Raw genomic sequence first — 13,143 nt, 5'->3', positions numbered from 1 at the left:
CCCCTGCTACGGGGACCACACTGAACCTCAGTTCAGGACGAAGGCGAGGGCGATGGCGATGATGGCGAGCGCCTCGACCACGGCGAAGCCGATGAAGGCGGTGCTCATCATGGCGCCACGGGCCTCGGGCTGACGTGCGGTGCCGTTGATGACGGAGGCGAAGATCCATGCCACGCCCAGCGCAGGGGCGATGGTGGCGATGGCGTAGCCGATCATGTTGAGCGAGCCGTTGATTTCCAGGAGGGTCAGCATGTTTTTCCTTTTCTCGATGGCCCTTGGCCGGGGTTGGCCAGGGGTCTGATCTGGGTCAGTGCGCCTCGGAGATCGAGGTGGACACGTACTGGGCGGTCAGGACGGTGAAGATGTAGGCCTGGAGTGCACCGATGAACAGCTCCAGGAAGAGGATGGCGAAACTGAACAGCACCGAGACCCCGCCCGAGATGTTGAACATGAGGTTGTTCTGGTAGGTGAGCAGGAAGGAGCCACCGACCACGAAGACCAGCACCACGAGGTGTCCGGCGAACATGTTGGCGAACAGACGCAGGGCCAAGGTGATGGGGCGGGTGACGAAGGTGGCGAGGAACTCCAGCGGGATGATCAACGGCAACAGGTAGACGGGTACCCCCTCAGGAATCAGCGCCCGTTTGAGGAAGCCCATCCCGAACTTGTGGAATCCGGCGCCGACGTAGACACACCAGGACAGGAAGGCCAGTCCGTAGGCGAAACCCACGTTGCTGAAGGTCGGGAGCATGAACAGGAAGAACTCGCCGAACCAGTTGTTGACCAGCAGGAAGGAGAACAGACCGAGCAGGTACGGGAGGAACTTCCGGTAGTCGTGGTGGAGGATGTCCCGGGCGATACCGTTGCGCACGAACTCGTAGACGTACTCGGCGAAGAACTGTCGCTTGGTCGGCCTGACCTGCAGCCGACGTGAGGCAAGCCACCACAGACCGATCACCAGCAGGGCACCGATCACGGCCTGCCAGAAGGGCTTGTTCATCCAGATGGGGGTACCGGGGATGACCGGGGTGTCGAAGATGAAGTCGTTGACACTGGGGGGGGTGTACCCACCGTCATGGCCGCTCTCCAGCGGAAGAAGCCAAGGGATCACGTGCCGCTCCCGTATCTCTTGATGATCATGTAGATGCTGGTCACCAGGCCGATGATCAGGCCGAGCGGCAGCAACCACGAGGTCTTCCAGTAGTGGTCTCCCAGCCAGCCGAGCCCTCCGTAGAAGAGCAGACCGGCCAGGATGTAACTGAGCACGACCATGCCGTCTTCAGTACTGCCACGCTGCGCGGGCTGCTCCTTGGTCTCTGGTCTGGTGCCCATGTCGGGAGTGAGCCTAGCGGAAAAATCCCGCTGTCACACACCCGGTGGTCAGGCCCCGCTCTCAGTCGTCATGGATGTCGTAGACGGGCACGCGTTGCCTCGACGCGGTGACCACCACCCCGCTGGTCCAGGCCAGTACCGTGACGATCACGGCTGCGACCATCCAGTACCGGTCGATTGCAGGTCCGATCGTGGGGTGTCCCACCAGGAACCACAACCCGGCCCCCACTCCGGTGACGCGGATGGCGTAGCTGGCCAGCACGATCGCCATCCCCTGGACGGGCTCGAGCTCACAGGCGACGATCTCGATCGCCTGTCCGATGGAGAAGAAGATCACCACGGCGGCGAATCCCAGCAGCGCCCCCACCAGTGCGGCACCTCCTGCGGTCAACGCGAGCCCGCAGACGACGATCCCCAGCGCGTGACCGGCGACCAACCCACCGACCATCATCTGTCGGGCCCGGCGTGTCGCGCCCGTGACCCGGTGCTCACCGCGCACGGGAGTCACTCCTGGCACGTCCGCCCGGCATCAGGGTCAGCACCAGCAGGGTGACGACCCCCGCAGCCAGCAACCACCACGTCGCGGGATGGTTCAACAACACGGTGCACACCAGGCCACCGGCGACGGTGAAGGTCCAGGCGTAGAGGATCACCACGGCTCCACGGTGGCTGTGGCCGCGCGCCATCAGCCGATGGTGGAGGTGCTGCTTGTCGGGCACGAACCAGTGCTGCCCACGCGCGGTACGGCGGATGTAGGCGAGAACCAGGTCGGCCATGGGGAGGAACAGGGTGGCGAACGGCAGCAGGATCGGCAGCACCGCCGGCCACACGTCCCCAGGCCGGTCACTGAGAGCGCTCGGATCCACCTGGCCGGTGAACGAGATGGCACTCATCGCCATGAGCAGGCCCAGCAGCATCGCCCCGGAGTCCCCCATGAACATCCTGGCCGGCTGGAAGTTGTGCCCGAGGAAGCCGAGGCAGATGCCGACGGTGGCCGCGGTCAGCAGGCTCGCGGTGGTGGCCCGGCTCAGTTCCTGTTCATAGGCGAGCACGTAGGAGTAGGCGAAGAAGGCACCCGCACCGATCGCGACCACCCCCGCCGCCAACCCGTCCAACCCGTCGACGAAGTTGACCGCGTTGACACACATCGCGATGAAGAACACGGTGATGAGGACGGATGTGGCGTCATCAAGACTGATGACGGCGTTGGGCAGCGGGATCCAGAAGATCTTCACCCCACCCAGCACGGCGATCCCGGCCGCCAGCACCTGCCCACCGAACTTCACCAACGCCGGGAGGTCGTACTTGTCATCGAGCACACCGACGAGACAGATCACCCCACCTGCGGCGAGCACCACCCCTGCGTCGTGGCCAACGGTCGCCAACCGGGACAGGAAGGGCATCTGGAGCGCGAGCAGCATGCTGACAGCGAATCCACCGAGCATCGCGATGCCCCCGAAGTACGGGACGGGCCGGGTGTGGACGTCACGGGTGCGGACCTGGGCCAGTACCCCCCAACGCATGGCGAGTTCGCGGCACAACCCTGCGAACAGATACGTCGAGGCCGCCGCCACGAGCAGGACCAGCAGGTACTCGCGCATCAGTCAGCCTGGATCCCCGGGGCGACCTCACGCAGTTCCTCGATGCCGATCGCTCCCGGGCGCAGGACCCGCCCGACCTCCTGCACGGTGAAGTCGACGATGGTGGAGGGGGCACCTCCTGGGGCCTCTCCCCCGTCGAGGTAGACGGCGACGGCATCACCGAGCATGTCTCGGGCAGCCTCAGCGGTCGTCGCGGCAGGTTCCCCCGAGAGGTTGGCCGAGCTCACGGCCAACGGGCCGGTTCGACGCAGCAGGTCGCGGGCACCCTCATGGTCCGGCACCCGGACCGCGACGGTCCCCTCGGTGTCACCGAGGTCCAGTCTCAGGGCTCGTTGAGCGGGCAGGATCACGGTCAGCGCTCCCGGCCAGAACCGATCCACCAGGGCCTTGGCCGCCTCCGGCAGCTCATCGGTCAGGGCCCGAACCATGGAGGCCTCAGCGATGAGGACCGGGGCCGGCATGTCACGGCCACGTCGTTTCGCGGCGAGCAGCCGAGCGACGGCCTCGGGGTCGAAGGCACCTGCCCCGACACCGTAGACCGTGTCGGTGGGAAACACCACGCACTGTCCTTGGAGGACGGCACGACGGGCCACCTCGAGGGCCGCCTCCTTCTCCGTCACCAATGAGAACATCTGGGAGCCGGTTTCGTTCACCCGACCATCCTGCCACGTCGGGCGAGGCAGTGTCGGGGGCGGCCCGTGAGGTCCGGCAGTGTGCGGGCCCCGGTGAACTCCGGGGGGCCGAACAGCGACCGCACCTCTCGCGCGTGCGACTCGTCGTGTTCCACCGCCACCAGCCCCCCGTCACGGAGCAGGCGGCCGGCCACCTCACGCACCACCTCGAGGGCACTGAGTCCGTCCTGACCTGCGAAGAGTGCCTCATCCGGATCACGTGACACCTCAGGGGGCAGCAGATGACGCACCCGCTCAGGGACGTAGGGAGGGTTGGCCACGACGACGTCGACCTGGGAGTCGAGATCGTGGAACTCCTCCGCCATGTCGCCCAGACGGCAGTCCACGTCGAGACCGTCCAGGTTGCGCAGCAACCAGGGCCAGGCCTGTGCTGAACGTTCCACCACGTGCAGCTCGAGCCCGCCACGTTCCATCGCGAGACTGCGGGTGATGGCACCGGAACCCCCACACAGTTCCACGACCCGATGGGCCTCCGGATGCGCACCGAGGAAGGACAGCACCTCATCCACCAGCAGCTCGGTCTCCGGTCGGGGGATGAAGACCCCTGGCCCGACCGCCAGCGTCTCGTGGCGGAACGCGGCCGAACCAGTGATGTGCTGCACCGGCTCACCTGCGATCCGTCGCGCCACCAGGTGCGTCACCCGCTCCCGGACGGCGGGGTCGACGTCTCGCGAGATCAACGCCGAGGCCTCGCAGTCCAAGGCGTGACAGACCAGCCAGCGGGCATCTGCCGCGGGGCTGGTGACCCGAGCAGCCGCGAGCTGTTCTGTGACCTCGAGCACGACGTCCCAGGCGCGCATCAGAACCTCCCTAGGCGTTTCCGGCGAGACGCTCGGCGAGATCGGCCTCCGCGAGGGCGTCGAGCACGGGGATGAGTGTCCCCTGCAGCACCAGGTCCAGGTTGTGGGCCTTGAAACCGATCCGATGGTCCACGAACCGGTTCTCGGGGAAGTTGTAGGTCCGGATCCGTTCAGAGCGGTCGACGGTCCTCACCTGGGACCTGCGGGCCGCCGAAGCCGCCTCCGCGGCCTCCGCGGCCGCGACCGCCGCCAGACGGGCACGCAGCATCCTGAGTGCCTGTTCGCGGTTCTGCAGCTGTGAACGTTCGTTCTGACAGCTGACGACGACCCCGGAGGGCAGGTGCGTGATGCGCACCGCGGAATCGGTGGTGTTGACTCCTTGCCCGCCGGGTCCAGAGGCACGGAAGACGTCGATGCGCAGATCCTGGTCGTTGATCTGCAGTTCCTCGGCCTCGACGTCCGGTGCGACCAGCACCCCCACGGCCGAGGTGTGGATGCGCCCCTGGGTCTCGGTGACGGGAACCCGCTGCACACGGTGGACCCCACCCTCGAACTTCAGTCGGCCGTAGGGACCCACCCCTTCGATGGCCGTTCCCTTGACGGCGATGGTGACGGACTTGAAGCCACCGAGATCCGTGCCCTGCGCATCCAGCACCTCGACGTTCCACCCGACCGACTCGGCGTGACGTTGATACATGCGCAACAGGTCACCGGCGAACAGTGCGGACTCCTCACCGCCCTCCCCCGACTTGATCTCCAGGATGGCATCCGCGTCGTCATTCGGGTCACGTGGCGCCAACAACCGGGTCAGTCTGGCGGTGATCCCCGCGAGTCGCTGCCGCAGGGTCTCGGCCTCCTCCGCGAAGGAGTCGTCGCTCAGGCTGAGTTCCTCCGCGGCCTCGAGGTCGGCGGCTGTCTCCCGGTGACTGGCGAGTGCCTCGACGATGGGTTTGAGGGAGGCATAACGGCGACCGACCCGGCGCATCAGCACCGGGTCGGCGTGGGTGGCGGGATCCGCCAATTGCACCTCCAACCGGTCGAATTCATCGACCAGGGGCGCTGCGGACTCGAACACTTGGCAGGGTCACTTCTTCTTGGCGTACATCCGCTCGAAACGAGCAACGCGACCACCGGTGTCCAGGATCTTCTGCTTGCCGGTGTAGAACGGGTGGCACTCGGCGCACACGTCCGCGCTCAAGGAACCCTTGACGGCGGTGCTGCGGGTGGTGAAACGGTTGCCGCAGGTGCAGTGCACCTCGGTCTCGACGTAGTCGGGATGGATTCCCTGCTTCATGGTCTTCTCCTGTTCGTGGTTTCCCCGGGTCGCCCTCACGTCATCGCGTGATGTCAGCGTGAACCGGCACAAGATTCAATTGTGCCAGCCAGTAGGCCGGCAGCCAAACCTCAGCCGTCCTGGGCCGGGGTGGTCTTCAGGACGCTGAGCAGGAACTCGTGGTTGTTCTGCGTCTTGCGCATCCTGGCGAGCAGGGTCTCCAGGGCGGCCTGGTCATCCAGGCCGGACAGCGCCCGGCGCAGCTTCCAGATGATGTTCAGCTCGTCGCGTCCGAGCAGCAGGTCCTCCCGCCGGGTGCCGGAGGCGTCCACGTCGATGGCGGGGAAGATACGCTTGTCGGCGAGCTGCCTGGCCAGTCTGAGCTCCATGTTGCCGGTGCCCTTGAACTCCTCGAAGATCACCTCGTCCATCCGGGACCCGGTCTCGATCAGGGCGGTGGCCAGAATCGTGAGGGACCCACCGTTCTCGATGTTGCGGGCAGCACCGAAGAACTTCTTCGGCGGGTACAGGGCAGCCGAGTCGACGCCACCGGAGAGGATCCGACCGGAGGCGGGAGCGGCAAGGTTGTAGGCACGGCCGAGGCGGGTGATGCCGTCGAGCAGCACCACCACGTCATGCCCCAGCTCGACGAGCCGCTTGGCGCGCTCGATGGCGAGCTCCGCAACCACGGTGTGATCCTCGGCCGGGCGGTCGAAGGTGGATGCGATGACCTCACCGGAGACGGTGCGCTGGAAGTCGGTGACCTCCTCGGGACGTTCGTCCACCAGCACCACCATGAGGTGCACCTCGGGGTTGTTCGCGGCGATCGCGTTGGCGATGTTCTGCATCACCATCGTCTTGCCCGCCTTGGGCGGGGACACGATGAGGCCACGCTGTCCCTTGCCGATGGGAGCCACCAGATCGATCACCCGACCGGTGAGCTGGGTGCCCACCGTCTCGAGACGCAGCTTCTCCTGCGGGTAGAGCGGGGTCAGCTTCGCGAAATCGGGACGTCCCTTGGCCTTCTCCGGGTCGTCACCGTTGATGGAGTCGATCCGCACCAGGGGGTTGTACTTCTCCTTGCGTTCCCCCTCGCGTGGTGTGCGGATCGCGCCGACGATCACGTCGCCGCGCCGCAGTCCGTACCGACGTACCACCGGCAACGGCAGGTAGGCGTCGTTCGGGCCGGGAAGATAGCCGGTGGTCCGGACGAAGGCATAGTTGTCGAGGATGTCGACGATCCCGGAGACGGCCGCCAACACATCGTCCTCGGCCACGGTGGGCTCGGAGTCGAACCGGTCGAATCCTGCCGTGCCACGGTTGCGCCGGTTCTGCCGGTCGCGGTTGCGACGACGACGGCTGCGACGGCCTCCCTCCCCCTCCTCCTCGAAGCGGTTGGCACCCGAACTCGCCGGGGGCAGCGACAAAGGCGCGGCGGGCTGCCCCAGTGCCAACGCCAGTCGCTCACCCACCTCCTCGTTCGTGGCCTCCTGGGAGGCCTTGTCGCGATCCCGGTTGCGATCCCTGCGCCGTCGGTTGCGAGGTGCCTCGCTCGCGTTGTCGGGGGCGGACTGTTCCGCCTGATCCTCCTTCGTTCGCGGTTTCTCGGCCCGCTTCGTCGACTCAGGGCGTTCGGTCGGCTGGGCCTCCGTGGCCTTGGCCCGAGGCAGTTCAGGCTGCTCGGCCCGTGGGGGCTGGGGGCTCTTCGGGCGATCCGCCGAGGCCCTGCGCACAGGACGGGCATGGGTGGTGATGGCCTCGATGAGGTCGCCCTTGCGCATGGTGGAGATGCCCTTGAGTCCCATGTCCGAGGCCATTTTCTTGAGCTCGGTGAGTTTCAGGCCCGCCAGGGTGTTGGTGCCGGATTCGGTCACGGAGTGCCTTTCCAAAATTTCTGGACGCCGGGAAAATGCAGAACTGAGGTCCCGGTTGCGATGAGGTCACTATGCGGTTCTCGGTGGCAGACATTCCACCTGCGCTACAGATGACGACATCGAGTTTAGCACACAATTACGTGTGCCCTGCCACTCCGACCACTCACGAGGAGGACGACTCACCGGATCGACATGCTGATGCCCGTGCCGATCCCGAGATCGTGTCGTTCGAAACCATCATGCGTGAGCGCGGCAGCTCCGGCCAGCTGCTCCGACAGCCCGAGGGCGAACACCGTCGGCCCCGCCCCGGAGATCGTGGCAGGGACACCTGAGTCACGCAGCCGGTTCATCAACTCCCAGGACTCGGGCATCAACGGTGCTCGCTGGAGCTGGTGCAGCCGATCGGAGGTGGCCTCGAGCAGCAGGTCAGGACGCCGTTCCAGTGCCTTCGGCAGGATGGCTGCCCGGATCGCCTGGGCAACGGCGTCACTCCTGGGAACCGCCTCCGGCAGCACACCTCTCGCCCCCGACGTGGGAACCTCGAGGGCGGGGACGAAGGCAATGCAGCGGAGCCCCTCGGCCGGTTCGAGCCGGATCACCTCCACCCGGTCACCGCTGATCCAGGCGAGCACCGCCCCTCCCCACACCGCCGCACCCGCGTTGTCGGGATGCCCCTCGAGCAAGCAGGCGACCCGTGCCACCTCCTGCAGGTCCAGCTCCCGGTTCGGCCAGGCCAGACCGTGGGCCAGGGCGCATCCTGCCGCGATCGCCGCCGCTGAGGACCCCAGCCCACGGGAGTGCGGGATGGTGTTGTGGGCGCTGAGCCTCAGCCCGACGGGGACCGGGACCTGCCACAGCTCCAGGCAGTGCCGGATCGTCGAGATCACGAGGTGGCTCCCGTCCCGTGGAACCTCTCCAGCCCCTTCACCGGTGACCTCGATCACCACCCCCGGGGTGTCCTGGACCTCGAGCGTCAGGTCGTCATACCAGTCGACGGCCAACCCGACGCAGTCGAAACCGGATCCCAGGTTCGCCGTGGTCGCCGGGACCCGGACCCTCAGCCTCATCTGCCCTCGATGCGCATGTACTTGATGTCATCACCGACGAAGCTCGAGCCGCGCAGCTCCTCGATGACCGCCTGCAGATCGGACTCGCGGGCCTCGTGGGTCATGAAGTTGAGACTCGCCGTGAAGCCGTCGGTGCGTCCCAGGCCTTCGAGGTAGGACTGCTGACAGGTCTGCAACGAGACCCGGTTGTTGCCGAAGATCGTCGCGCACTTGGCCAGCACCCCCGGCTTGTCCTGAACCTGGAACCGGATGTAGTAACGGCTCGTCGCCTCACCGATGGGAGCCACACCACGCTTGGTGTACCCGGTCCCCAGGTGACTGGCGGTGCCGCGGACCCGGTTGCGCGCCACCGTCACGACATCCCCCATCACGGCCGATGCCGTCGGAGCCCCACCTGCCCCCTGACCGAGGAACATCAGCTGGCCGGCCTCGACCGATTCGACGAAGATCGCGTTGTAGGCCCCCGAGACCGAGGCCAGTGGGTGGGTCTTCGGCACCATCGCCGGGTGGACCTTCACGATGACCCGGTCGTCATCGGTCAGTTTCGCCACCGCCAGCAACTTGATGACGCACCCCATCTGGTCGGCTGCGACGATGTCTGCCTGGGTGACGTTCGAGATCCCCTCGCAGAAGACCTCGGAACGGTTCACGGAGGTGTGGAAGGCCAACCCGGCCAGGATCGCCGCCTTGGCGGCGGCGTCGTGCCCCTCGACATCGGCGGTGGGATCCGCCTCCGCGAAACCGAACGCCTGCGCCTGTTCCAGTGCCACGTCGAAGCTCAGGTGGTTGGTGGTCATCTGGTCGAGGATGTAGTTGGTGGTGCCGTTGACGATGCCCATCACGGCGCGGATCTCGTCACCCACGAGGGATTCCCGCAGTGGTCTGATGATCGGGATGGCCCCGGCCACGGCGGCCTCGTAGTAGAGGTCGACCTCGTTCGCCCGGGCCGTCGTGCTCAGTTGCGCGACCTGTTCGGCCAGCAGGGCCTTGTTCGCGGTGATGACGGAGGCACCGGCGTTCATCGCCTCGGTCAGCAGGGTCGCCGCCGGCTCGATCCCACCGATGACCTCGATGACGAGATCGAGATCACCGCGCTGCACCAGGGCGTGGACATCCGTGGTGAACAGGGCGGAATCGATGCCGGGACGTTCGGTGTCGGGGCGACGCACCCCGATGCCGACCAGCTCCAGGGGGCGACCGATCCGTTGCCGAAGCTGCTCGGCCTCGCTGGTGATGATCCTCGCCACCTGCGAGCCGACCACCCCTGCACCCAGCAGCGCCACCTTCAGCGGCGCCGTGTCCTCCGTCATGCTCACTCCCCTACGTCCAGACGCATCATGTCATCGAGGGTCTCGCGACGCAGCAACGTGCGCACCGCCCCCTCGGCCACCGCCACCAGGGGCGGTTTCGGAAGCTGATTGTAGTTGCTCGCCATGGACCGGCAATACGCTCCTGCGCCGGGAACCGCGATGAGGTCCCCCGGTGCGATGTCGCGTGGCAGGAAGACGTCACGGATCAGGATGTCGCCCCCTTCGCAGTGCTTGCCGACGACCCGGCTGAGCACCGGCTCGGCGTCGCTGCTGCGGTTGGCCAGCGCGCATGAGTACTCGGCCGCGTACAGGGCAGGACGGATGTTGTCACTCATCCCACCGTCGACGGAGACATAGGTGCGACTCCGCCCGTTCTCGAGCTCGACCACCTTGACCGTGCCGACCTCGTAGAGCGCGACCCCGGAAGGCCCGCAGATGGCACGTCCGGGCTCGATGCTGAGCTGGGGACGCGCCATCTGGAAGCCCCGGCACTCATGGTCGAGGATCTCCTCGAAGGCCTGTGCGAGTTCGGCCGTGGTCTTCGGGGAGTCGGCCTCGGTGTAGGCGATCCCGAACCCACCCCCCAGGTCGAGTTCGGCCAGCTCGACCCCGGTCGCTGCACGGAACTGTTCGGCCAGCCGCAGGGTGCGACGGATCGCCACCTCGAAGCCATGGGTCTCGAAGATCTGGGAACCGATGTGGGAGTGGATGCCCCGAAGCTCCATGTGGGGCGACGACTGACACCGCACCAATGCCGCCAGAGCGTGGCCACCGAGGATCGACAGACCGAACTTCTGATCCTCGTGGGCCGTGGCGATGTACTCGTGGGTGTGGGCCTCGACCCCGGTGGTGACCCGCACCAGCACCCTGGCCACGGCACCGAGTTCGGTACAGGCCCGCTCGATCCGGTCGATCTCGTTGAACGAGTCGACGATGACACGTCCGACTCCTTGTCCCAGGGCGAACCGGATCTCGTCGAGGGACTTGTTGTTGCCGTGGAAACCGAGTCGCTCGGCCGGCATGCCCCCGGCGAGCGCGATGTGCATCTCCCCCATCGTGGTGACGTCGAGCCCGAGTCCCTCCTCGGCGACCCAGCGTGCGATGGAGCGGGTCAGCAACGCCTTCCCCGCGTAGTAGACGTGCCACCCCGTGAAACTGTCACGGAACGCCCGGGCACGGGAGCGGAAATCGGCCTCGTCGATGACGTAGACCGGGGTTCCCTGCTGGCGTGCCACCTCCGTCAGGGGCAGACCCCCGACGGTGATCCGACCCTCGCGGTCACGAACGGTTCCCTCCGGCCACAGCCTGTGCTGCAGGGCCATGGGGTCGCTGGGCATGGTGAGCCAGTGCGGCCCGCCCTGTGCGACATCCGCATGGATCGACCCGGCGATGTGCATGTGCGTCATGTCTCAACAGGGTGCCAGAGCCGCCAACCGGACACGGCGACGACTCACCATGTGGCACTTTCTCCCGAATTTGCTACCCTTTCTCAGGTCGCGTCACGACGCGATGAGTTCAGCCCCCGTAGCTCAGGGGATAGAGCACCGCCCTCCGGAGGCGGGTGCCGAGGTTCGAATCCTCGCGGGGGCGCTGGACCGCCGGAGGCACCGGCGTGGTCATCTGCAGGGGGTACCGGGTGTGACCAGTGATGCGTCATCCCTGACCTCTCCCACCCGTCGACTGGGATGGGGCATCACCCTGATCGGTGTGTTCCTCGCGACCCGCGTGCTCAACATCTGGTTCTGGAGGATGCCCGGGGTCGACTTCGTGCAGAACGACGTCTCCTACTACGGCTACTGGGTGTGGTGCCTGCTGGGCGACGGCTCGTCGCACGAACGCTGCCGCAGCGCCCTGGATGGTGCCGGGGTCATGACGGAGTACCCGTTGCCCGCGGTCTGGTTCCTGGAACTGGTCTACACACTCGGCGGGACACTTCCGCCATGGCTGCCATGGGTCCTGCTCTTCCTGGCCGTGACGGCGGTGGCCAGCCACGCCCTGCTGCGGGCGCGACGACGACCTCGCGCAGCCAGCTGGTCCACACTGCTGCTGCTCCTGGCCGCCCTGGCCCTGTGGTTCTTCGCAGCCCTGCCCACCCGGGCGAGTGCCTTCAACACCTGGTTGCCCCTGTTCGCCCTCACGATGCTGCTGCTCGACGCCCTCGTCGCGGTACTGCTGCACCGACACGGATCGGTACGTGCGGCACTGTTCTGGATCCTCTTCATCGGCGCCTGTGGACCGATCGTGTGGTTCCGGTTCGACATCCTCACCGCGGCCGCCGTCGCCCTGGCCTGTCTGTGGCTGACCCGCCATCCGTTCACCTCGGGTGCCCTCGTCGGGTTCGGTGCCGCCATCAAGCTGTGGCCTGCCCTCCTGATCCTCCCGATGTCCTCGTCCGATCCCCAGGTCCGGGGCAGGGCCCGGTCCCGCCTGCTCGGCTTCATCACCCTGGGAGGACTGCTGGGACTCGCCTCCCTGGCCTTCGGGGGGTGGTCGCGTTCCGTCTCCCCCATCGCCTGGCAGTCCGACCGCGGGCTGCAGATCGAGTCGATCCCCGCCACCCCGATCCACGTGCTGCGTGCCTGGACCGATGACACCAGTTGGTCGCTGGAACTGAGTCCCTACAACGCCATCGAGCTGTTCGGGCCGGCGACGGAACACCTGCTGCGGGTCTCCACCCTGCTCACGCTGGGTTCCGTCGTGTTGACCCTCCTGCTGACGTGGCGGCTGTTCCGCAACGTGCCCAGCAACTCCTCCCGGCACACCCAGGCGGTGCTGCTGAGTGTCCTGGCGATCGTCCTGGCGACGATCATCGCGAACAAGACGCTGTCCCCGCAGTACGTCCAGTGGCTGGCCGGCCCGTTGGCGGCCTGTCTTGCCCTGCCGACGGCGGGTTGGCTGAAGCGCCCCCTGCTGGTCGCATCGGCTCTGATGCTCGCGGTGGCGGTCCTCACCCATCACACCTACCCCTGGGGAGCCCAGGGCATCATGGCCGTCCCAAGTCCGAGCGGTCCGGAGATCGCCTCCCTGGTGGGGCGCAACCTGCTCCTGATGCTCCTGCTCGGACTGGTGGGGGGACTCGCCTGGCGCGCCACCGCCGCGTCGGAAAAGTTTCGCTAAGCTGACGGCTGGGCGAAGAGGCTCTCGCCTGTGTTCCATCACTCTCACGTAAGGGGAAAGTGGCTAGCGCCGCGGGC

14 protein-coding genes and 1 tRNA gene are annotated in these 13,143 nt (G+C 66.7%); 2 read left to right on the top strand and 13 right to left on the bottom strand.

Annotated features, from left to right (window positions below; genetic code table 11):
- Positions 1 to 27 precede the first annotated feature (27 nt).
- From atpE to lysA, 13 genes are all read right to left on the bottom strand, one after another.
- Positions 28 to 249, bottom strand: coding sequence for an ATP synthase F0 subunit C (atpE, locus tag EII34_RS00825; protein ID WP_395858064.1), 222 nt, complete (start codon positions 247 to 249; stop codon positions 28 to 30).
- Between the two features lie 58 nt (positions 250 to 307).
- Positions 308 to 1,111 (bottom strand): F0F1 ATP synthase subunit A, encoded by an 804-nt coding sequence (gene atpB / locus EII34_RS00820; RefSeq protein ID WP_395858052.1) that lies wholly within the window; start codon positions 1,109 to 1,111, stop codon positions 308 to 310.
- Positions 1,108 to 1,332: a hypothetical protein gene (locus EII34_RS00815; RefSeq protein WP_124841797.1), complete on the bottom strand. Its 225-nt coding sequence runs from the start codon at positions 1,330 to 1,332 to the stop codon at positions 1,108 to 1,110. Before EII34_RS00815 ends, atpB begins: the two co-directional genes overlap by 4 nt.
- Positions 1,333 to 1,393: 61 nt before the next feature.
- Complete coding sequence (locus tag EII34_RS00810; protein WP_124841795.1) at positions 1,394 to 1,831, bottom strand: hypothetical protein; 438 nt, start codon at positions 1,829 to 1,831, stop codon at positions 1,394 to 1,396.
- The gene (locus EII34_RS00805; protein ID WP_124841793.1) at positions 1,821 to 2,933 is read right to left on the bottom strand and encodes an MraY family glycosyltransferase; all 1,113 of its coding nucleotides are present in this window, start codon (positions 2,931 to 2,933) and stop codon (positions 1,821 to 1,823) included. The genes EII34_RS00810 and EII34_RS00805 overlap by 11 nt, the downstream gene beginning before the upstream one ends.
- Positions 2,933 to 3,586, bottom strand: a complete 654-nt coding sequence (locus EII34_RS00800; protein ID WP_124841791.1) for an L-threonylcarbamoyladenylate synthase — start codon at positions 3,584 to 3,586, stop codon at positions 2,933 to 2,935. The genes EII34_RS00805 and EII34_RS00800 overlap by 1 nt, the downstream gene beginning before the upstream one ends.
- Positions 3,583 to 4,425, bottom strand: a complete 843-nt coding sequence (gene prmC, locus EII34_RS00795; protein ID WP_124841789.1) for a peptide chain release factor N(5)-glutamine methyltransferase — start codon at positions 4,423 to 4,425, stop codon at positions 3,583 to 3,585. Before prmC ends, EII34_RS00800 begins: the two co-directional genes overlap by 4 nt.
- Before the next feature lie 10 nt (positions 4,426 to 4,435).
- Positions 4,436 to 5,500 carry a peptide chain release factor 1 gene (gene prfA, locus EII34_RS00790; protein WP_124841787.1) on the bottom strand — a complete coding sequence of 355 codons (1,065 nt, stop codon included), beginning with the start codon at positions 5,498 to 5,500 and terminating at the stop codon, positions 4,436 to 4,438.
- Between the two features lie 9 nt (positions 5,501 to 5,509).
- Positions 5,510 to 5,719, bottom strand: a complete 210-nt coding sequence (gene rpmE / locus EII34_RS00785) for a 50S ribosomal protein L31 (RefSeq protein WP_124841785.1) — start codon at positions 5,717 to 5,719, stop codon at positions 5,510 to 5,512.
- Positions 5,720 to 5,829: 110 nt separating this feature from the next.
- On the bottom strand, positions 5,830 to 7,572 hold the full coding sequence (gene rho / locus EII34_RS00780) for a transcription termination factor Rho (protein WP_124841784.1): 1,743 nt from the start codon (positions 7,570 to 7,572) through the stop codon (positions 5,830 to 5,832).
- A 179-nt stretch (positions 7,573 to 7,751) separates the two neighbouring features.
- Positions 7,752 to 8,639: a homoserine kinase gene (thrB, locus tag EII34_RS00775; RefSeq protein ID WP_124841782.1), complete on the bottom strand. Its 888-nt coding sequence runs from the start codon at positions 8,637 to 8,639 to the stop codon at positions 7,752 to 7,754.
- Positions 8,636 to 9,955, bottom strand: coding sequence for a homoserine dehydrogenase (locus EII34_RS00770; protein WP_185711102.1), 1,320 nt, complete (start codon positions 9,953 to 9,955; stop codon positions 8,636 to 8,638). Before EII34_RS00770 ends, thrB begins: the two co-directional genes overlap by 4 nt.
- Entirely contained in the window at positions 9,952 to 11,355 is a 1,404-nt protein-coding gene (lysA, locus tag EII34_RS00765; protein ID WP_124841778.1) for a diaminopimelate decarboxylase, read from the bottom strand. The genes EII34_RS00770 and lysA overlap by 4 nt, the downstream gene beginning before the upstream one ends.
- Before the next feature lie 112 nt (positions 11,356 to 11,467).
- Here lysA and EII34_RS00760 point away from each other — a divergent pair.
- Positions 11,468 to 11,539 (top strand) — tRNA-Arg (locus tag EII34_RS00760).
- A 48-nt stretch (positions 11,540 to 11,587) separates the two neighbouring features.
- Complete coding sequence (locus EII34_RS00755) at positions 11,588 to 13,066, top strand: glycosyltransferase family 87 protein (RefSeq protein WP_124841776.1); 1,479 nt, start codon at positions 11,588 to 11,590, stop codon at positions 13,064 to 13,066.
- Positions 13,067 to 13,143 lie beyond the last annotated feature (77 nt).

It is taken from the genome of Arachnia propionica, assembly GCF_003859805.1.
GTDB lineage: Bacteria > Actinomycetota > Actinomycetes > Propionibacteriales > Propionibacteriaceae > Arachnia > Arachnia propionica_C.
Note: the sequence above shows the minus strand (reverse complement) of the source record. Positions and strands in the feature narration are given on the sequence as shown.